The 21,772-nt window shown below is 34.8% G+C and carries 18 protein-coding genes; 10 read left to right on the forward strand and 8 right to left on the reverse strand.

Going from position 1 to position 21,772, the window contains the following annotated elements:
* Positions 1 to 87: 87 nt before the first annotated feature.
* The 4 genes from BUB89_RS10465 to BUB89_RS10480 form a co-directional block, all read right to left on the reverse strand.
* Positions 88 to 432: an Hpt domain-containing protein gene (locus BUB89_RS10465; protein ID WP_073244769.1), complete on the reverse strand. Its 345-nt coding sequence runs from the start codon at positions 430 to 432 to the stop codon at positions 88 to 90.
* Positions 432 to 1,043, reverse strand: coding sequence for a fumarylacetoacetate hydrolase family protein (locus BUB89_RS10470; protein ID WP_073244771.1), 612 nt, complete (start codon positions 1,041 to 1,043; stop codon positions 432 to 434). The genes BUB89_RS10465 and BUB89_RS10470 overlap by 1 nt, the downstream gene beginning before the upstream one ends.
* Positions 1,044 to 1,136: 93 nt before the next feature.
* Positions 1,137 to 1,907, reverse strand: a complete 771-nt coding sequence (locus BUB89_RS10475; RefSeq protein ID WP_073244786.1) for a 3'-5' exonuclease — start codon at positions 1,905 to 1,907, stop codon at positions 1,137 to 1,139.
* 117 nt (positions 1,908 to 2,024) lie between these two features.
* Positions 2,025 to 3,326 carry a dihydrolipoamide acetyltransferase family protein gene (locus BUB89_RS10480; protein ID WP_073244788.1) on the reverse strand — a complete coding sequence of 434 codons (1,302 nt, stop codon included), beginning with the start codon at positions 3,324 to 3,326 and terminating at the stop codon, positions 2,025 to 2,027.
* 581 nt (positions 3,327 to 3,907) lie between these two features.
* On the opposite strand from BUB89_RS10480, the gene BUB89_RS10485 reads away from it, so the two are divergent.
* Both BUB89_RS10485 and BUB89_RS10490 read left to right on the forward strand, forming a co-directional pair.
* Complete coding sequence (locus tag BUB89_RS10485; RefSeq protein WP_073244790.1) at positions 3,908 to 4,888, forward strand: hypothetical protein; 981 nt, start codon at positions 3,908 to 3,910, stop codon at positions 4,886 to 4,888.
* 58 nt (positions 4,889 to 4,946) lie between these two features.
* Positions 4,947 to 6,809, forward strand: a complete 1,863-nt coding sequence (locus BUB89_RS10490; protein WP_073244792.1) for an ABC-F family ATP-binding cassette domain-containing protein — start codon at positions 4,947 to 4,949, stop codon at positions 6,807 to 6,809.
* Positions 6,810 to 6,881: 72 nt separating this feature from the next.
* Here BUB89_RS10490 and BUB89_RS10495 read toward each other — a convergent pair whose 3' ends face one another.
* Positions 6,882 to 7,109 (reverse strand): CDGSH iron-sulfur domain-containing protein, encoded by a 228-nt coding sequence (locus tag BUB89_RS10495; RefSeq protein ID WP_073244795.1) that lies wholly within the window; start codon positions 7,107 to 7,109, stop codon positions 6,882 to 6,884.
* A gap of 230 nt (positions 7,110 to 7,339) precedes the next feature.
* Here BUB89_RS10495 and BUB89_RS10500 point away from each other — a divergent pair, with 230 nt between their 5' ends.
* A complete protein-coding gene (locus BUB89_RS10500) occupies positions 7,340 to 7,966 on the forward strand; it encodes a carbonic anhydrase (RefSeq protein ID WP_073244798.1) in 627 nt (208 codons plus the stop codon).
* 97 nt (positions 7,967 to 8,063) lie between these two features.
* On the opposite strand, the gene BUB89_RS10505 is transcribed toward BUB89_RS10500, so the two are convergent.
* Positions 8,064 to 8,324, reverse strand: a complete 261-nt coding sequence (locus BUB89_RS10505; RefSeq protein ID WP_073244800.1) for a SemiSWEET family sugar transporter — start codon at positions 8,322 to 8,324, stop codon at positions 8,064 to 8,066.
* Between the two features lie 159 nt (positions 8,325 to 8,483).
* A complete protein-coding gene (katG, locus tag BUB89_RS10510; protein ID WP_073244802.1) occupies positions 8,484 to 10,760 on the reverse strand; it encodes a catalase/peroxidase HPI in 2,277 nt (758 codons plus the stop codon).
* A 343-nt stretch (positions 10,761 to 11,103) separates the two neighbouring features.
* Here katG and BUB89_RS10515 point away from each other — a divergent pair, with 343 nt between their 5' ends.
* The 6 genes from BUB89_RS10515 to BUB89_RS10540 all read left to right on the forward strand — a co-directional run bounded on the left by BUB89_RS10515 (position 11,104) and on the right by BUB89_RS10540 (position 20,398).
* Entirely contained in the window at positions 11,104 to 12,882 is a 1,779-nt protein-coding gene (locus BUB89_RS10515; RefSeq protein WP_073244804.1) for an AMP-dependent synthetase/ligase, read from the forward strand.
* A gap of 239 nt (positions 12,883 to 13,121) precedes the next feature.
* Complete coding sequence (locus BUB89_RS10520) at positions 13,122 to 13,589, forward strand: MarR family winged helix-turn-helix transcriptional regulator (protein WP_073244806.1); 468 nt, start codon at positions 13,122 to 13,124, stop codon at positions 13,587 to 13,589.
* Positions 13,573 to 15,963 carry a 3-hydroxyacyl-CoA dehydrogenase/enoyl-CoA hydratase family protein gene (locus BUB89_RS10525; RefSeq protein WP_073244809.1) on the forward strand — a complete coding sequence of 797 codons (2,391 nt, stop codon included), beginning with the start codon at positions 13,573 to 13,575 and terminating at the stop codon, positions 15,961 to 15,963. The genes BUB89_RS10520 and BUB89_RS10525 overlap by 17 nt, the downstream gene beginning before the upstream one ends.
* 162 nt (positions 15,964 to 16,125) lie before the next feature.
* Positions 16,126 to 16,587, forward strand: coding sequence for an IS200/IS605 family transposase (gene tnpA / locus BUB89_RS10530; RefSeq protein ID WP_073244811.1), 462 nt, complete (start codon positions 16,126 to 16,128; stop codon positions 16,585 to 16,587).
* A 687-nt stretch (positions 16,588 to 17,274) separates the two neighbouring features.
* Positions 17,275 to 18,456, forward strand: a complete 1,182-nt coding sequence (locus BUB89_RS10535) for an acetyl-CoA C-acyltransferase (RefSeq protein ID WP_073244813.1) — start codon at positions 17,275 to 17,277, stop codon at positions 18,454 to 18,456.
* A gap of 151 nt (positions 18,457 to 18,607) precedes the next feature.
* Positions 18,608 to 20,398, forward strand: coding sequence for an acyl-CoA dehydrogenase family protein (locus BUB89_RS10540; protein WP_073244815.1), 1,791 nt, complete (start codon positions 18,608 to 18,610; stop codon positions 20,396 to 20,398).
* A 67-nt stretch (positions 20,399 to 20,465) separates the two neighbouring features.
* Here BUB89_RS10540 and BUB89_RS10545 read toward each other — a convergent pair whose 3' ends face one another.
* Positions 20,466 to 20,990 (reverse strand): DUF4251 domain-containing protein, encoded by a 525-nt coding sequence (locus BUB89_RS10545; RefSeq protein WP_073244817.1) that lies wholly within the window; start codon positions 20,988 to 20,990, stop codon positions 20,466 to 20,468.
* A 163-nt stretch (positions 20,991 to 21,153) separates the two neighbouring features.
* Between BUB89_RS10545 and BUB89_RS10550 the strand changes: the two genes are divergently transcribed.
* On the forward strand, positions 21,154 to 21,678 hold the full coding sequence (locus BUB89_RS10550) for a hypothetical protein (protein WP_073244819.1): 525 nt from the start codon (positions 21,154 to 21,156) through the stop codon (positions 21,676 to 21,678).
* Positions 21,679 to 21,772 lie beyond the last annotated feature (94 nt).

Raw genomic sequence — 21,772 nt, forward strand, 5'->3', positions numbered from 1 at the left:
ATTAAAATCCTTTATAAAATAAAATCAACATTCAAAAAAATATTGAATGTTGATTCTTATTGTTGTTTATGTATAAAAAAGTGAACCTTACAAATCAAAGTCTTTTTTGATTTCTTTAATCGCTTCTTTTACCTGTGTTTTGATACTGTCAAAAGTATGTTCGATGTCTTTTCGTTTTCCTTCCGCTTTAGTCCAGGCTTCTACTTCCAGAATCTCCTCAAAAGCTACAGTCATTCCCAGTAAATCTAAGGTAGGTTTGATTTTATGTGCGTAAGCATAAGCATGCTTGTGATCTTTCTTTTTAATACCTTCTTTGATTTGTGCCAAATCTTCGGGAACATCATTCACAAATAAAGTCAGAATTTCGTTTACAAATTCAGAATCATTATCTGAAATCGCGTATACTTTTGATAAATTATAATTTAAAGCCATTATTTTACTTGTATTCTAAATAGTTTTTGTCCTTCTAAAAATCCTTCCAAAACATCGTTTGGTTGTACAGCCGCCACTCCTTTTGGAGTTCCTGTAAAAATAATATCGCCAATTTTTAGGGTAAAATATTGCGAAACATAAGCTATTAACTCATCTATTTTCCACAACATCATATTTACATTCCCTTCCTGAACGATTTCATTATTATTTCTTAATTCAAAAGTAAGATTTTCTAATGAACTAAATTGTGATTTAGGTAAAAAATCTCCAATTACAGCCGAACCATCAAATGCTTTTGCTTTTTCCCAAGGCAAACCCTTAGCTTTGAGGGTGTTTTGCAAATCACGCGCCGTAAAATCAATCCCAACACTCATTTCATCATAGTATTTATGAGCAAATTTAGCATCGATATATTTCCCAACCTTGTTAATTTTAACAATAACCTCTATTTCGTGCTGTACATCTTCAGAAAATTCAGGAAGCACAAAAGGATGTTGTTTCAATAATATCGCCGAATCAGGTTTGATAAAAATCACAGGTTCCGTTGGACGCTCGTTTTGCAATTCTTCAATATGATTCGCATAATTGCGACCAATACAAATTATTTTCATTATTTTTTAAAGTTACTGAGTCACTAAGTTACTGAGCTTCTAAGAAATGAGTAAAAAAACTCAGCAACTTAGAAACTTAGTTACTTAGAAACTTTATTTCGTATTTAACTTTCTTAATTTTATTGCTGTCAATACTTTTTTAGTGTATAAAGGAAAATCAGCATTTTGAACCCAACTAAAATAACCCGGCTCTTTTTCTAAAATGACATCTACTTTTACACCTTTGTGTTTTCCAAAAGTAAAAATTTCATCGCCGTCTTTATCAAAAGAAATCATTCCGGCAAAATCAGCTATTTTTTTTCTGGTTGTAAATTCAGACAACGATTTCATATCATTTTCTAAATCAGGATAACGCTCTAATTGTGCTTTCAAAATCTCATAAGTGGCCATCGTATCCGCTTCTGCCGAATGGGCGTTTTCTAAACTTTGCCCGCAATAAAATTTTAAAGCAGCACTCAAAGTACGTTCTTCTTTTTTATGAAAAATAGTCTGAACATCAACCGAAACCCTGTTTTTCATATCAAAATCAACTCCTGCACGAAGCAATTCTTCTGCCAGAAGCGGAATATCAAATCGGTCTGAATTAAATCCGGCTAAATCGCTGTCTTTTATCATATTATAAACCTGAGTCGCCAGATCCTTAAAAGTAGGTTCATTAGCTACTTTTTCATCTGTAATTCCGTGAACAGCGGTAGTTTGCGGTGGAATTGGAATCGTAGGATTCACCAGCCAGGTTTTGCTTTCTTTGTTTCCGTTTGGGAAAACTTTAAAAATTGAGATTTCTACAATCCGATCCTTTCCTATATCAATCCCTGTCGTTTCAAGATCAAAAAAGCAAATCGGTCTATTGAGTTTTAATTCCATTTTAATAATATATGATGACAAATATAAAGGTTTGAAATTAATTTAAACAAGAGTTTAAAAAAGAAAACCCGAGAGTTCTTAAAAACTTTCGGGTAATTCCGTTTCTTTTATTTGATACTAAATTGTTCTTGCGATATCAAAAGCTTCCAGATATTCGGCAACTCTTTTTACAAACATGCCTCCTAAAGCACCGTCAACAACACGATGATCATAACCATGACTTAAAAACATTTTTTGACGAATCCCTATAAAATCGCCTTCAGGGGTTTCAATCACAGCAGGAACTTTTCTGATCGTTCCTAATGCAAGACTACCTACTTCCGGCTGATTCAAAATAGGAGTTCCAAATACACTCCCAAAAGAGCCTACATTAGTTACTGTATAAGTACCTCCTTTAGTTTCATCCGGTTTTAGCTTCCCTAATTTAGCACGATTTCCTAAATCATTCACCGCTTTGGCCATTCCCACTAAATTTAACTGATCTGCATTTTTAATTACAGGAACAATCAAATTTCCATTAGGCAAAGCCGCAGCCATACCTAAATTTATATTTTTCTTTTTAATGATATAATCACCATCAACGGAGATATTCATTCCGGGGAAATCCTTCAAAGCCTTAGCAACAGCTTCCATAAAAATAGGAGTAAAAGTCAGCTTTTCACCTTCTCTTTTCTCAAATTCATTTTTATGTTTCTCACGCCATTTTACAATATTGGTAACATCCACTTCTATAAAAGAATACACATGAGCTGATGTTTGCTGAGAAGACACCATATAACCCGCAATCAGTTTGCGCATTCTGTCCATTTCAATAATTTCGTCTCCTCCATTAACTGAAACCGGTGCAGCTGTTTTTAAAGGAGCAGCCTCTACAATTTCTTTCACAGCTTCAACCTGAGGTTTAGGTGTTCTGTTTTTTAAATATTCTAAAATATCGTTTTTAGTTACTCTGCCTTCACTCCCTGTTCCGGGAATTTGTTCTAATTCTTCTGTACCAATTCCTTCGGCAGCTGCAATATTTTTCACTAATGGGGAAAAGAATTTTTCGGAACCTGAATGTATTGCTACCGGAGCCGCAACCGTTTCTTTTGCTATTTCAATTGTTTTTGTAACTTCTTCAATGATTTCAGGAGCAATTGTTGCCTCAGTCTCCTTCTCTTCCTCTTTTTCATCCTCTCCTTCTGTTTCAATGATTGCAATAGTTTGCCCTACCTCAACCAAATCATCTTTTGAAAACAGTTGTTCTATTAAAACACCTGAAACTTCACTAGGTACTTCACTATCCACTTTGTCGGTAGCAACTTCTAGCACTGCTTCATCGGCTTCAATTTTATCGCCTACTTGCTTTAACCAGTTTGTGATGGTTGCTTCTGCGACACTTTCTCCCATTCTTGGAAGCTTTAATTCGAATCTTGCCATATTGTTAACCTAAAAGGTAGTTTTTTAATTTCTGTTTGCGAAATTACTAAATTCTTAAAACATAAATTATATTAAATGTAGCTTTCCTGTATTAATTATAACAAGCAACTCATTTTCAAAACAATAATCCACTTATTAATAAAAATCAAATCCTAAACACATTGTTTTTTACCAATTCGATAAAAATCATAGCAAAGTACACAGCTGTTTTTTACAATAAATTAACCTGAAACGCCCGATTGGTAATGGAAAAAGGCTTGTTTTATTATTTTTTCACTTCTAAAAGTAATCATTTTTTTAAAAACAGGAAAGCTTGCATTGCAATCAACGGGCTTACGAATTCAAAAATTTCACCACAAATACACACCTACTAAACACCAATTACATCGTTTTTTTAATTACACGAATCAGTCAAATGGCAGATAAAAATTAGTGTCATCCTTTTTTATTTTGATTAGAATTAGTGAATTCGTGTCCATTTTTTTTTAAGCGACCTCCTGTTACAATCATTAAATAATCAATTCATAAAAATCACTTACTTTTGAAGTAATAAAGTATCCATTTTTAAATTATCGTATCCGTTGAAAAAAGTATTCTTATTACTCTTTCTGTTCTTTATTGACCAAATCCAATCTCAAATTTTAGGTTGTACAGATCCTTTGTCCAAAAATTACAATCCACAGGCAACTATTAATGATGGAAGTTGTCAATATAAGAATAAAAAAATTAAGCCTCTTTTTTCAAAAAAACTAAGTACTGACATAATAGAAACGTCAGGTTTAATAGTATTGGATACTTTATTATGGACTCATAACGATGATACCGATACCAACATTTACGGCATAGATACTTTAGGCGAAATTAAGAAGAAAACCAAACTCGAAAATGTCATTAATACCGATTGGGAAGCTATTTCGCAAGACAGCAGCTACCTGTATGTGGGCGATTTTGGTAATAATTACAGCGGCAATCGTACCGATTTACACATCTTAAGAATCGAAAAAAAATCTTTTCTGCTGAATGCTCCAGTGATCGACACCATCTCCTTTTCTTATGCTGATCAAACAGATTTTTCTCAAGCAAAACCTAACACAACCAACTTTGATTGTGAAGCTTTTATAGTTTCTAAAGACAGCATTTATTTATTCAGTAAACAATGGAGCGATAAAAAGACTGCCATTTATGTACTCCCTAAACAACCCGGAAAACATATTGCTCAATACAAACAAACTCTTGATGTAAAAGGACTCGTTACAGATGCAAGCTATCTGGAAGATAAAAAACTAGTGGCACTTTGTGGTTATTCTAAAACCGGAAAAACTTTTATTTATCTTTTATACGATTTTAAAAACCACGATTTTTTATCAGGAAATAAGAGAAAAATTAAACTTCGTCTCAGATTTCATCAAATTGAAGGAATTGCAACCCAAGATGGAAAATTATTTTATTTAACAAATGAATCTTTCATTAAAAAGCCCATTGTCAATAATCCGCAGCAAATTCATCATTTCGATTTAAGCAGCTATTTATCCCAATATCTTGATCAATTCAAAACGGATTAAAACAAACAATTCGCAATTAGTCATTTAATAGCTTACTTTTGCCAAAAAAATTACAACTGTGAATTATTTATCTGTCGAAAATATATCCAAATCTTTTGGAGAAAGAACCCTTTTTGAAAACATTTCTTTTGGAATCAACAAAGACCAAAAAATTGCCTTTATAGCCAAAAACGGCTCTGGAAAAACTACTATCATGAGTATTATCAATGGTTTAGATGAACCAGATACGGGACAAGTGGTTTTAAGAAAAGGAATCAGAATGGCATTTCTTTCACAGGATAATAATTTACAAGATGAATTGACTATTGAAGAAAGCATTTTTGCTTCGGACAATGAAACTCTGAAAGTAATTGAACAATACGAAAAAGCATTAGAAAATCCTGAAGACGAAGAAGCCTATCAAAAAGCTTTTGATGCCATGGATCAGCACAATGCCTGGGATTTTGAAACCCAATACAAACAAATTTTGTTCAAACTTAAACTGGAAGATTTTAAACTGAAAGTAAAAAATCTTTCCGGAGGGCAAAAAAAGCGTCTTTCTCTGGCTATCATTTTGATTAATCGCCCTGATTTACTGATTCTGGATGAACCTACCAATCACCTGGATTTAGAGATGATTGAATGGCTGGAAAGTTATTTTGCAAAAGAAAACATTACTTTGTTTATGGTGACACACGACCGTTTTTTCTTAGAACGTGTGTGTAATGAAATTTTAGAATTAGACAACGGAAAATTATACCAGTACAAAGGAAATTACTCTTATTATTTAGAGAAAAAAGAAGAGCGAATTGCCTCAGAAAACGCCAGTGTTGATAAAGCCCAAAACTTATTTGTAAAAGAATTAGAATGGATGCGTCGTCAGCCAAAAGCGAGAACAACCAAATCTAAATCGCGTCAGGATGATTTTTACCTGATTAAAGAAAAAGCCCAAAGTCGCCGTAAAGAAAATAAGGTAGAACTGGAAATCAACATGGAGCGTATGGGAAGTAAGATTATCGAGCTTCATAAGATTTCGAAGAAATTTAAAGACCGTATTATTCTGGAGGATTTTAATTTTGATTTTCAGCGTGGTGAACGCATTGGAATCATTGGTAAAAACGGAACCGGAAAATCAACTTTCCTGAATTTACTAACGGGAACTTTGCCGCTGGATTCAGGAAGAGTGGTTAAAGGCGATACTATCAAAATAGGATATTACACGCAAAGCGGAATTAACCCAAAAGCAGGACAACGTGTAATTGATATTATTAAAGAATACGGCGAATTTATTCCGTTGACAAAAGGAAAAATCATTTCGGCTTCGCAATTGTTAGAGCGTTTCCTTTTTGATGCTAAAAAACAATATGATTTTGTAGATAAATTAAGTGGTGGCGAGTTGAAACGTTTGTATTTATGTACGGTTTTAATTCAGAATCCAAACTTTTTAATTCTGGATGAGCCTACAAACGATTTGGATATTGTGACTTTAAATGTACTGGAAAGTTTCCTTTTAGATTATCCGGGCTGTTTACTGGTGGTTTCTCACGACCGTTATTTTATGGATAAAATTGTAGATCACTTATTCATCTTCAGAGGTCAGGGTGTTGTTGAAAATTTTCCAGGAAATTATTCCGACTTCAGAGCGTATGAAGACAGTGCTGATGTTGCTCAAAAAGAAGAAAACAAAGCCGAAAAGAAAGATTGGAAACAAAAAAATCCAACCGGAAATCTGACATTCAACGAGCAAAAAGAATTTCAAAAAATTGAACGTGAAATCAAAGATTTAGAAATAGACAAAGCCAAAATAGAACAGCTTTTTTCGGATGGAAAAGTTGCCGATGCTGACATTGAGAAAAAAGCAAAAGAGCTTGAAAGTATTATTACCAAAATTGAAACCAAAGAAGAACGCTGGTTTGAACTTTCGGCAAAAATTGAAGGTTAATTTCTGCTAATATAAATAATACAAAAAAGCTGCATTCACGAAAAATGCAGCTTTTTTGTATACTCTGAAATTTTATTTGGTTTTCATTGGCGGCAAATCAAATGCCTTAGGTTCATGTGCAAAATTATTGCGGTGCGAACCATCACAAAAAGGTTTATTAGAAGATAATCCGCAACGGCAAAGCCCTAAAGCTGTTCTTCCTTCTAATCCGTATACATTTCCGTCACAGTCCATAATTTCAAAGTCACCTTCAATTTTTATCGAACCATTATTATTGATTATTAATTTTGTCTTACTCATAGTCGCTTATTTTTTTGAGTCAAAGATTGCAAAATATATCCCGAAAGCTCAAATAATACTTGCTCTTTTTAGCATATAAAAATCTAATTTATACTGAATATATTTTAGTCCCTTATAAAATTCTCAAAACTTTTACAAACTTTAAAATGCCAGCACTTTTTTGTTAGATTATAAAAACACTCTTTTTTTCATTAGAATAACACCTTATATTTGGAACAAAAAAACAAAATATGGATATCAAACAAATTTTTGAAAACAACAAAAAGTGGATTGCTAAACAACTACAAACCGATGAAACTTATTTTGACAAATTAGGTGCCGGACAAGCTCCTGAAATACTCTATATTGGTTGTTCTGATAGCCGTGTAACTGCCGAAGAAGTGATGGGTTTACAACCGGGTGAAGTTTTTGTTCACAGAAACATTGCTAATATGGTTCCTAACACTGATTTAAATTCGATGTCGGTTATTAATTACGCTGTAAGCCATTTAAAAGTAAATCATATTGTAGTTTGTGGTCACTATGGTTGTGGTGGTGTACTGGCTGCAATGCAACAATCTGATTTAGGAATTTTAAATCCCTGGCTAAGAAATATTAGAGATGTTTATCGAATTCACCAGCAAGAACTGGATAGTATTACTGACGAAGCAGAGAAATACAAAAGACTGGTTGAATTAAACGTACAGGAACAATGTATCAATGTCATTAAAACTGCCGAAGTTCAAAAAGCAAATACTGAGAGAAACTTAAAAGTGTACGGCTGGATTTTTGATCTTCATTCCGGAGAATTAATCGATTTAAAGATCGATTTTGATGAGATTTTAAAAGATATTACTAAAATTTATAAAATATCTTAATCAACTATTTTATAGTTTCAATTATAAAAATCCAGTCTTGTTTGTCAAAAATGAGACTGGATTTTTTTTTTCAAAATGATTCTTTCTACTACAAAATCTACTCTTTTTCGTAGTAAATAATAAAATAAACCATTATTAAGTTTAAGAATAAAGAGATGCTGTTAGTAATAATTATGGGCATATCCTTTTTTAAAATCCCATAAACCACCCATAATGCTACTCCAAAAGTTAACACACTAAATGTCAACAACGAAATATCTTTTACTTTTTTTGTTCTCCAAACTTTCAAAATCTGAGGAATAACCGAAGTCATTACACATATTCCTGCAACAAAGCCCAGGATATCGGTAAAATTCATATTTTCTGTTTTTAAGTTACAGCACCAAAATTATAGTCATCAAAAATAATTTGCTTTAACCATCTGGCTTGACTTCAATAAAATAATGATTATCTCAAAAAAAAACTCTCAATCAGTTTTTCAACTTTTTGAGAGCTTTTCAGTGAATGCAGAACAATTTTAGTTAACCAAATCAAAACGATCTAAATGCATTACTTTATTCCATGCAGCTACAAAATCTTTAACAAATTTATCGTGAGCATCAGTACTGGCATACACTTCAGTAACAGCTCTCAACTCAGAGTTAGAACCAAATACTAAATCCACACGGGTTCCGGTCCATTTGGGCTGCCCCGTTTTACGGTCTGTTCCCATATAAATTTCTTTACTCTCGTCCATTGCTTTCCAGGCTGTTCCCATATCTAACAAGTTGACAAAGAAATCTGTTGTTAATTGTCCCGGACGATTCGTTAATACCCCATTTTTAGAACCATCAAAATTGGTATCTAAAGCTCTTAAACCACCTATTAGAACCGTTAATTCAGGAGCAGTTAAAGTTAGTAATTGCGCTTTATCAATTAATAATTCTTCGGTAGAAACAGCACTTTTGTCTTTTCTGTAATTTCTAAAACCATCAGCTACAGGCTCTAAAAACGCTACCGATTCGACGTCTGTTTGCTCTTGAGTTGCATCTGTACGACCAGCTGCAAATGGTACGGTTACTGCTGTTCCGGCAGCAGCTGCTGCTTTTTCAACTCCTACATTCCCGGCTAATACAATTAAGTCTGCAATAGAAACTTTTTTAGATCCGTTGGCAGCATTAAACTGACTTTGGATATTTTCTAAAGCCGTTAAAACTTTACTCAACTGAGCCGGATTGTTTACCTCCCAGTTTTTTTGTGGTTCTAATCGAATGCGTGCCCCATTAGCCCCACCACGTTTATCAGAACCTCTGAAGGTCGATGCCGAAGCCCAGGCTGTGGATACTAATTCTGATACTGAAAATCCTAATCCGGAAATTTGGGATTTTAAAACATCAATATCATTAGCATCTATTAATTCATGATTTACACCCGGAAGCGGATCTTGCCAGGTAAACACTTCCTGAGGAACATCCGGACCTAAATAGCGTGAAAGAGGTCCCATATCACGATGCGTTAATTTAAACCATGCTTTTGCGAAAGCATCAGCAAACTGATCCGGATTATCCCGAAATCTTTTGGATATTTTTGCATATTCAGGATCAAATCGTAACGATAAATCGGTCGTCAGCATGGTTGGTCGGTGCATTTTATTCGGATCATGGGCATCCGGAGTAATTGCATCCACATTTTTAGCTACCCATTGATGTGCACCTGCTGGACTTTTTGTTAATTCCCAATCAAAATCTAACAGGTATTCGAAAAATAAATTCGTCCATTCCGTTGGTTTACTGGTCCAGGTAACTTCGAGACCTGAACTGATGGTATCCCCACCTTTTCCTGATCCATAACTATTATTCCACCCAAAACCCTGTTCTTCAATACCCGAAGCTTCAGGCTCTTTACCCACATGTTCTGTAGAAGCTGCTCCGTGAGCTTTACCAAAGGTATGCCCACCGGCAATTAATGCCACCGTTTCCTCATCATTCATTGCCATACGGGCAAAAGTATCTCTAATATCATGAGCTGCTAAAACCGGATCCGGATTTCCGTCCGGTCCTTCAGGATTTACATAAATCAATCCCATTTGAACAGCAGCCAGAGGATTTTCTAATTTGCGGGAATGAACTTTCCCATCTGCATTATCGTCAGAAGCCACTATACCCTCGCCGGCAACTCCATGAGAACCATGTGCATAACGGATATCGCCTCCCAGCCAGATTTTTTCAGAACCCCAATACACATCCATATCCGGTTCCCAAACATCAGCACGCCCACCGGCAAAACCTAATGTTTTGAATCCCATCGATTCTAAAGCGATATTTCCGGTAAGAATAATCAAATCAGCCCAGGAAATTTTATTACCATATTTTTGTTTTATGGGCCAAATCAAACGGCGTGCTTTATCTAAAGACACATTATCAGGCCAGGAATTTAACGGAGCAAAACGCTGCTGACCTGAACCGGCACCACCGCGTCCGTCCTGCACGCGATAAGTACCTGCACTATGCCAGGCCATACGGATAAAAAACGGTCCGTAATGACCAAAATCTGCAGGCCACCAATCCTGAGAATCGGTCATTAAAGCATGAAGATCTTTTTTTACGGCTTCTAAATCCAATGATTTGAAAGCCTCTGCATAATCAAATTCTTCATCCATAGGATTTGATTTTGATGAATGTTGACGTAAAATATCAACCTTTAACTGATTAGGCCACCAGTTATGATTTTGCGTTCCATTACCGGCACTTTGCTTTGGGGCACTTCCTGAAAATGGACATTTTCCACCACCGTTTGAATTGTTTGTGTTTTCCATAATTATTATGTTTTCTTTTATTTTTTAAAATCTGCAAGGCTAAGTTACCGATATAAAACTATTAAAAATTAAATTTTAATAGATAAAATTTATAACACGATATCGTTAAAAAAATATTTTTTTGAGGCATTAAATTACAAAATAAAAAAGATAAATCCATAACAAAATTATAATTATACTAATAACAATAACTTACAGTAATTTTAAGCAGGCATCTATTTCTAAGATTGGTTCTTATCTAATGAATTAGGATTATCCATTATTTTTAGCTTAATAAATTGCTAAAAAAAAGAAAATTTACTATTTTTTTTATAATTTGCATAGGATTCCAAAACTCGCAGACATGACTTCAATTACCAGAATTTTTGATTTTCCGTACCATCAACAGGATGAGTTTACTACAATTCCAGATGCCTTAGCTTCTAAACAAAATGGGGTTTGGGTAAAAGTTTCTACTCAGGAATACATTGCTCAGGCAAATACTATTTCGAGAGCATTGTTGCGAATGGGAGTAAAAAAAGACGATAAAATTGCCATTATTTCTTCTAATAACAGGACTGAATGGCATATTGTAGATATTGGCGTGTTGCAAACCGGAGCACAAACTGTTCCTATATACCCTACTATTTCTGAAGCAGATTACCACTATATCCTTACTCATTCTGAGGCCAAATATTGTTTTGTCTCTGACGAGGAAGTATTGCGGAAAATAAACCTGATCAAAGATAAACTTCCGCATCTTAAAGAAATTTATAGTTTTAATACGATTCCCAATTGTAAAAATTGGAATGAATTGCTTATTCTGGGAGAAGACAATAGTAATCAGGACGAAGTTGAAGCTATAAAAAACAGCATCAAGACCGAAGATCTGGCAACAATCATCTATACTTCCGGAACAACAGGAAACCCAAAAGGGGTTATGCTTTCGCACCAAAATATTGTTTCAAATGTTTTGGGTAGTGCTCCCCGAATTCCTTTTGAAGCAGGAAAAAGCAGAGCCTTGAGCTTTTTACCTATTTGCCATATTTTTGAACGAATGGTTTTGTATTTGTACCAATATTATGGTGTATCGATTTATTTTGGAGAATCCATAGAAAAAATTGGTGACAATATCAGAGAAGTCCAGCCTACAGTAATCACTGCAGTTCCACGATTGATCGAAAAAGTATACGACCGTATTTATGCTAAAGGAGCAGAACTTACCGGTATTAAAAAGAAATTATTCTTCTGGGCTATCGACCTAGGATTGCGATATGAACCTTATGGAGCCAATGGTTTCTGGTATGAATTGCAATTAAAAATTGCCCGAAAACTTATTTTTAGTAAATGGAAAGACGGACTTGGAGGTAAACTGGAGGTTATGGTTTCAGGAAGTGCTGCTTTGCAAACCCGTTTATCCCGAATTTTTGCTGCCGCAGAAATCCCTGTAATGGAAGGCTACGGCTTAACCGAAACGTCACCGGTAATTGCTGTAAATGATATGCGAAATCACGGATTCAGAATTGGAACCGTGGGAAAAGTAATTGATAATGTCGAAGTGAAAATTGCCGAAGACGGAGAAATCCTTTGCAAAGGCCCTAATGTGATGATGGGTTATTATAAAAATGAAACTTTAACTAACGAAGTCATTACAGACGGTTATTTCCACACAGGAGATATTGGAAACATGGATAAAGATGGTTTCTTAAAAATTACCGACCGTAAAAAAGAAATGTTTAAAACTTCGGGAGGAAAATACATAGCGCCACAATTGATTGAAAACACGATGAAACAATCGCGTTTTATTGAAAATATTATGGTTATTGGCGAAGGCCAGAAAATGCCTGCTGCTTTTATTCAGCCTAATTTTGATTTTGTAAGCGAATGGGCCAATAAAAACAAAATCATTATTGGAAAAACACATGCAGAAATAAGCAGTAACGAAAAAGTTATTGCCCGAATCCAACAGGAAATTGATGCTATTAATCCAAAATTTGGTCACTGGGAACAAATAAAACGTTTTGAACTCACACCGGAAACCTGGTCCATTGAAGGCGGTGAATTGACGCCAACTCTAAAATTAAAACGTAAAAACGTATTGGAAAAGTATGAGGATTTGTATCAAAAGATATACAATGTCTAGATAAAAACTTCATAGTCATTCCTCACAAAAAGAGATTGTTTCACTTAAAAAAGAAACAATCTCTTTTTTTTTATACTAAATCTTTTTTTAACAAAAAAATAGTGATTTTTTATTATGCATGCATATTATTTTTTATTATATTTGGAATAACACATGCGATTATGATAATTTTAGAATTAAAATAAAACGAAAGTGATAAAAAAATAGTGATCTTTTTAAGAAACCAATACGCTTGCCAAATGAAAAATAAAACCATCGATTATATATTAAGAGCAACCTGGCAGGCTGTTTCCAGAATGTACAATGAAGAGGCAGCTAAATATGGCGGTACTATGGCAACAGGTTTTGTATTGTTAAGCATCGATAAAGAAAAAGGAACACCCTCCACCGCTTTAGGGCCTAAAATGGGAATGGAAGCCACTAGTTTAACCCGCACTTTGAAATCTATGGAAGAAAAAGGATTAATTCTTAAAAAAAAGAATCCTAATGATGGTCGAGGAGTTTTAATATACCTGACAGAGCAAGGTAAAGAAAAAAGAGCCTTGTCTAAAAACACCGTAATTCAATTTAACGAAAGTATCAGGAAACACATTTCTGATGAAAAATGGGAACATTTTATAGAAGTTGCCGAAACGATAGGGCAACTAATTAACGATAAAGAAATATTTAATCAATCTGAAAATATAGAAAATGAAACGCACAATTAAAAAAGTTGCCGTAATAGGTTCAGGAATCATGGGTTCAGGAATTGCTTGTCATTTTGCCAATATTGGTGTCGAAGTTTTGCTTTTGGATATTATCCCAAAAGAACTTACCGATGCCGAAAGCAAAAAAGGGCTTACACTGGAAAGTAAAGCTGTAAGAAACCGAATTGTAAACGAACACCTGGCAAATTCATTAAAATCCAAGCCTTCTCCTATTTATAGTCAAAAATTTGCCAGCAGGATTACCACAGGAAATACTACTGATGATATGGCAAAAATTGCTGCTGTGGATTGGGTTATTGAAGTTGTTGTAGAACGACTGGACATTAAAAAAGTAGTCTTCGAACAAATAGATCAATACAGAACGCCGGGAACTTTAGTAACTTCAAATACTTCCGGAATTCCTATTCATTTTATGAGCGAAGGACGAAGTGAAGATTTCCAGAAACACTTCTGCGGAACGCACTTTTTTAATCCGGCGCGTTATTTAAAATTATTCGAAATCATTCCTGGTCCTAAAACTTCGACTGAAGTATTGGATTTCCTGAATAATTATGGCGAACAGTTTTTAGGAAAAACTTCGGTTGTTGCCAAAGATACTCCGGCATTTATTGGAAACAGAATTGGAGTTTTCGGAATCCAGAGTTTGTTTCATTTGGTAAAAGAAATGAATCTGACCATTGAAGAAGTTGATAAACTAACCGGACCAGTAATTGGGCGACCTAAGTCGGCTACATTTAGAACAGTTGATGTAGTAGGTCTGGATACTTTGGTACATGTTGCCAATGGAATTTATGAAAACTGTCCTGAGGATGAAGCGCATGAATTGTTTAAACTTCCAGACTTTATCAACAAAATGGTAGAGAATAAATGGTTTGGAAGCAAAACGGGTCAGGGATTTTATAAAAAAGTAGATAAAGACATTCTTTCTCTGGATCTGGACACACTAGAATACCGACCTGCTAAAAAAGCCTCTTTTGCTACTTTAGAATTGACTAAAACCATCGACAAACCTATTAACCGCTTTAAAGTATTACTGAAAGGAACTGATAAAGCAGGAGAGTTTTACCGAAAAAGTTTTGCTGCGCTATTTGCCTATGTTTCCAATAGAATTCCTGAAATCTCAGATGAATTATATAAAATTGATGATGCCATGAAAGCCGGCTTTGGCTGGGAAAACGGACCATTCGAAATTTGGGATGCCATCGGAGTTGAAAAAGGAATCGAAATCATTAAAGCAGAAGGTCACACTCCTGCTCCTTGGGTAAGTGAGATGCTGGCTTCGGGAAATACTAGTTTTTACACTATAAAAGAAGGCGCTACTTATTTCTATGATATTGCAACCAAATCGCAAATTAAAGTTCCCGGACAAGATGCTTTTATTATTCTGAATAACATTCGCGAAAGCAAAAAAGTATGGAGTAACAGCGGAGCTATTATCGAAGATATAGGCGACGGAATTTTAAATATCGAATTTCAGTCCAAAATGAATACTATTGGTGGCGATGTATTGCAAGCCATTAACAAAGGAATTGATTTAGCCGAAAAAGAATATACAGGTTTGGTCATTGGTAATCAAGCTGCTAATTTTTCGGTGGGAGCCAATATTGGAATGATTTTCATGATGGCGGTGGAACAGGAATATGAAGAGCTGAATATTGCAATAAAAATGTTTCAGGACACGATGATGCGTGTGCGTTATTCTTCCATTCCGGTGGTTGTAGCACCACACGGCATGACTTTTGGCGGAGGCTGTGAAATGAGTCTTCATGCTGATAAAGTGGTTGCTGCCGCAGAAACGTACATGGGATTAGTGGAGTTTGGTGTTGGTGTGATTCCTGGTGGTGGTGGTTCTAAAGAATTAACTTTAAGAGCTTCTGATTTATTCCGAAAAAATGATGTAGAATTAAATACTTTACAGGAATATTTCTTAACCATCGCTATGGCAAAAGTCTCTACTTCAGGTCATGAAGCCTTTGATACCGGTTTATTACAACATGGAAAAGACATCATTGTAGTCAATAAAGACCGTCAGATTGCTGAAGCCAAAAAACATGCGTTATTAATGGCCGAAGCGGGTTATACACAACCCATTCGAAGAAATGACATTAAAGTTTTAGGAAAACAAGCCTTGGGAATGTTCTTAGTAGGAACTGACCAAATGCTGGCTGGAAAATACATCTCTGAACACGATAAAAAAATTGCAAACAAGCTGGCTTACGTTATGGCGGGTGGCGATTTATCAGAACCTACATTGGTATCCGAACAGTATTTATTAAATTTAGAAAGAGAAGCTTTCTTGTCTCTTTGTACCGAAAGAAAAACATTAGAACGCATTCAATACATGTTAAAAGCCGGGAAACCTTTGAGAAACTAGTTTTTGAGAATTAAATATCATGATCAAATAATAAATTATGCATCAATTTGAAAAATTAAAGATTTGGCAAAAAGCAATGACCTCGTAGATGTTTACTGTTTATAGAAAAACAAAATGATTTTAGTTTTGCTCCGCAGAAGCGACCTGTAAAAAAACAAATTTATGGCAAATACCTATTCACAAATTTATATTCAAATTGTCTTTGCTGTAAAAGGAAGAGAAAATTTAATCAAAAAAGAAAACCGTGAAGAGTTACATAAATTCATTACAGGAATTATTTCCAATAGAGAACAAAAGTTATTAGCCGTTTTTGCAATGCCAGACCACGTTCATATTTTGATTGGTTTGAAACCAAACACCACCATATCGGATTTAGTAAGAGATATCAAAGCAGGTTCATCAAAATTTATTAATGACAGCAAATGGATTAACGGAAAATTCAATTGGCAAGAAGGTTATGGAGCATTCTCCTATTCAAAAAGCCATTTGGACAATGTGATAAAATATATTTTAAATCAAGAAGAACATCATAAAAAACAAACATTTAAAGAAGAATATATTGAGTTTTTAGAAAAATTTAAAATTGAATATGACGATAAATATTTATTTGAATGGATCGAATAATAAACAGGTCGCTCCTACGGAGCTTCGCAAAAAAAACGCAATTTGATGCTACAAACAGTTTGCCTCTACGAGGCAATTAGAGAGATAAAATTGTAGCTAAAAGGATTGGATTATTTTAAAAAGAGAAAATCAGCGTAATTATAATAAAGGCTTTGTAGAGGTCAACTGTTTGTAGAAATAATTTGAATATGATGAAAAACATATGTTTGAATAGATTAAACCAACAGGTCGCTCCTACGGAGCTTCGCAAAAAAAAACACAATTTGATGCTATAAACAGTTTGCCTCTACGAGGTAAAGAGAAAAATAAAAATTGTCACCAAAAGGATTGGATTATTTTAAAAAAAATCAAATTAATGTAATCATATTAAAGACCTCGTAGAGGTCAACTGTTTATAGAAAGAATTTGAATATGATGAAAAATATATGTTTGAATAGATTAAACAAACAGGTCACTCCAACTGGGTTTCCTAACAAAAATATAATTTAATGATAGAAGCACTGTGCCTCTTCGAGGTAAAGAGAAAGATAAAAATTGTCTCTAAAAGGATTGGATTATTTAAAAAAAAATCAAATTAACGTAATCATATTAAAGACCTCGTAGAGGTCAACTGTTTGTAGAAATATAGTTTGAACATCAATTTAGCTCCATAGGAGCGACCTGTAAAATATAAAATAATTAAAAATTATGAAAACAGCCTATATAGTAAAAGCATACCGTACCGCAGTTGGCAAAGCCCCAAAAGGCGTATTCCGTTTCAAACGTCCTGATGAATTAGCAGCAGAAACCATTCAGCACATGATGAATGAATTGCCTGATTTCGACAAAAAACGCATAGATGACGTCATGGTAGGAAACGCCATGCCAGAAGCCGAACAAGGGCTGAATTTTGGACGTCTCATCTCATTAATGGGATTAGAAATTAATGATGTTCCCGGAGTTACCGTAAACAGATATTGTGCTTCAGGAATAGAAACCATCGGAATGGCAACAGCCCGAATTCAATCAGGAATGGCAGATTGTATTATTGCCGGTGGTGCCGAAAGCATGAGTTTTATTCCAATGGGCGGCTACCGACCTACTCCTGATTATGCTGTTGCAAAAGCAGGTCACGAGGATTATTACTGGGGAATGGGACTCACTGCAGAAGCTGTTGCCAAACAATTTAATGTCTCCCGGGAAGATCAGGATACTTTTGCTTTTCATTCGCATCAAAAAGCACTAAAAGCACAAGCCGAAGGGAAATTTGACAGCCAAATTGTCCCTATTACAATCGAACAAACTTTTGTTAATGCCAATGGTAAAAAAGAAACAAAATCCTATACCGTAAACCAAGACGAAGGCCCAAGAGCGGATACTTCAATGGAAGCATTAGCTAAACTAAGACCGGTTTTTGCCGCTGACGGAAGTGTGACAGCAGGAACCTCCTCGCAAATGAGTGATGGTGCGGCTTTTGTTTTGATTATGAGTGAAGAGTTGGTAAAAGAATTAAATCTGGAACCTATTGCCAGACTGGTAAATTATGCCTCTGCTGGTGTAGAACCAAGAATTATGGGGATAGGACCTGTAAAAGCGATTCCGAAAGCCTTAAAACAAGCGGGATTACAATTGAAAGACATTGATTTAATTGAACTAAACGAAGCTTTTGCCTCTCAATCCTTAGCCGTAATCAGAGAATTAGGGTTGAATCCAGATATTGTAAATGTAAACGGAGGCGCTATTGCTTTAGGACATCCGCTAGGTTGTACCGGAGCAAAATTATCCGTGCAATTGTTTGACGAAATGAAACGCCGCGGTAATAAATATGGCATGGTGACTATGTGTGTAGGAACCGGACAAGGAGCTGCGGGGATTTTTGAATTGTTATAAATCCACCTAGCCCCCAAAGGGGGAAATTTAAAATTGTAGAAAATTAAAACGTAATATAAATTTCACTCTATTTTATCTTTAGATATTTAGAGCACTAAAACCTACTAACCCCTAGTAGGAGTTCCCCCTTTAGGGGGTTAGGGGGAATATCATGGACGACAAAACAAGAGGAGGGCAATTCCTCGTAAAAGAAACAAAATGCGAAGACATTTTTATTCCGGAAGATTTCACGGAGGAGCAAAAAATGATGCGCGACATGGTCAGAGAATTTGTTGACAAAGAACTCTGGCCTAACAAAGACCGTTTTGAAAAAAAAGACTATGCTTTCACTGTTGAGTGCATGCAAAAAGCAGCTGAACTGGGATTATTAAGCATCTCTGTACCCGAAGCTTATGGCGGAATGGGAATGGGCTTTGTCGATACCGTTTTGGTTTGTGATTACATTTCAGGGGCAACAGGATCATTTTCGAGTGCTTTTGGTGCACATACCGGAATTGGGACATTACCTATCACTTTATATGGAACCGAAAAGCAAAAACAAAAATACGTTCCCAAACTGGCTTCCGGTGAGTGGTTTGGCGCTTATTGCCTTACGGAACCCGGAGCTGGTTCAGATGCAAATTCAGGAAAAACAAAAGCCGTTTTATCCGAAGATGGGACACATTATAAAATTACAGGACAAAAAATGTGGATTACCAATGCCGGATTTTGTTCCCTTTTTATTGTTTTTGCCCGAATTGAAGATGACAAAAACATTACAGGCTTTATTGTAGAAAACAATCCTGAAAACGGCATTTCTACTAACGAAGAAGAACATAAATTAGGAATTCGTGCTTCCTCTACCCGTCAGGTTTTCTTTAACGAAACTAAAGTTCCTGTTGAAAATATGCTTTCTGAAAGAGGAAATGGTTTTAAAATAGCAATGAATGCACTGAATGTGGGAAGAATCAAATTGGCTGCAGCCTGTCTGGATTCCCAACGAAGAATAATTACCGGTTCTGCTAAATATTCGAATGAAAGAGTGCAATTTAATGTCCCTATTGCAAAATTCGGAGCCATACGATACAAACTTGCTGAAATGGCTACGAGCTGTTATGCGGGAGAAAGTGCCGTTTACAGAGCTGCCAAAAGTATTGAAGAAAGAATCAGCATTCGCGAAAGCGAAGGAACCTCCCATCAGGAATCCGAATTAAAAGGTGTGGAAGAATTTGCTATAGAATGTGCTATTTTAAAAGTTGCGGTGTCAGAAGACATTCAAAATTGCTCCGATGAAGGAATTCAAATATTTGGCGGAATGGGATTTTCAGAAGACACACCTATGGAAAGTGCCTGGCGTGATGCCAGAATCACCCGAATTTATGAAGGGACAAATGAAATAAACCGAATGCTTTCTGTTGGAATGTTAATCAAAAAAGCCATGAAAGGTCATGTCGATTTATTAGGTCCTGCTTCTAAAATTCAGGAGGATTTAATGAGCATCCCATCTTTTGACACACCTGATTATTCTGAATTATTTTCTGAAGAAAAAGAAATGATCAGTAAATTAAAAAAAGTATTTTTAATGGTTGCTGGTGGTGCGGTACAAAAATACGGTCCGAATTTAGACAACGAACAACAATTACTGATTGCTTCGGCTGATATTTTAATCGAAATATATATGGCTGAATCTACTATTTTAAGAACGGAAAAATTAGCTAAGAAATTGGGAGAAGACGCCATTAAAGAACAAATTGCTATGGCTAAATTATACCTTTACAAAGCTGTTGACATCATCACTCAAAAAGGAAAAGAAAGCATTATTTCTTTTGCCGAAGGCGATGAACAACGCATGATGTTAATGGGATTAAGACGTTATACTAAATACACCAATATGCCTAATATTGTAGAAATTAGAAGAACTATTAGTGCTAAAATCATTGCCGAAAATAAATATTGTTTTTAATTTCAACCTCCAAATTAAAGCATAAAAAAACGTCTTACTTTATTGTCAAGACGTTTTTGCTTTTATATTATTCTTTCTTTTCTTCTTCTATGGCTGAAATAGCGCCAAAATAATTAATTGGACTCCGATTATTACTTATAATTGATAATGTAGCGCTACCTTCCAAAGAAACCGAAAGTGTCATATTGAAATAATCCTGCTTTCCTTTGACCTCAACATCAATCTGGTAGCCTTTTTTAACTTTTCGTACCTCAAACTTTTCAGGTTTTCCTTCAAATTTAAGTCCGGTATCACTAGTCCCATAGCCCAAACCACTAAAACCCCTGCCAAAAAAAGGCATTTCACTTTTTATAAAATCCGGTTTAAATCGGATAAAATTGGGGTTTGCAGTTAAATCGATGAATCTAAAAATTTGCGAGTTCGAATTTTGAGCTACAAATTCAAATTCTTTTGCTTCAATTAACTTTTCTATTTCTTTTTGCTTTTCTAATTTTTGCTCTGTTCTAAGTTGTTTTCTCGTTTTTTCCTGAGCAAAAACAGTGAAAAAACTAAAAAAAAGAAGAAACAAAACTGCTATTTTATATGTTTTCATATTTCCTTATTTTTAAAATTATCAATCCTTGCGTGCTGATTCACAAGACACAAACTACTATAAATATAGTATTTCTAATTACATAAATTGCAACTATAAAAGCTGAACTTCCTTTTTTTGAAATAACAAAAATTGTTCCTATTTTAGAAAAAAACTAAATCATATGAAAATATTAGGAATTGGTTCCCGAATTGCACATTCTGAATACGGAAAAGGAGTTATTACCAATGTATCATCAACTGAGTACTGGGTAACATTTATTGAAAACGGATTAGAAACAATTCCGCTAGATGATAATTTTGAGATTATCGAAGCAGCTGAAAATGAAGTAGACACAGTAAGTTTTTCAGAGGTAGAGAAAAGTTTAAGGGATCTTCTGAAAAAATGGTCGGATGTTTCCGAAATTGTACCTATTGGTGATAAGTGGAAAGGCGGAAAAATGATTTTAGAACCCGGACAAGCCGGATTAGCTTCAAAAGAAATCCCTATTGATACTTTTTTTCATAAAATTGTAATGGTCAGAGACCGGATTCGTGTCATGGAACAGAAAATCAATTCGAGCAAATTAGAAGAAACTGAAAAAATAGATTTACAGCAATACATTACCAGAATATACGGAAGTCTGACTTCCTTTAATATTTTATTTAAATCACCAACGAACCATTTTGTAGGAGAAAAATCAAAATAAAAAAGGAAATTATTAGCATTGGCTTCTGAAAAATATAAAATTCGAAAATTAACTAAAATTGATTATTAATTAAAGATAACTTATAAAATAAAAC

Source organism: Flavobacterium flevense (assembly GCF_900142775.1).
In the GTDB taxonomy this organism is placed as follows: domain Bacteria; phylum Bacteroidota; class Bacteroidia; order Flavobacteriales; family Flavobacteriaceae; genus Flavobacterium; species Flavobacterium flevense.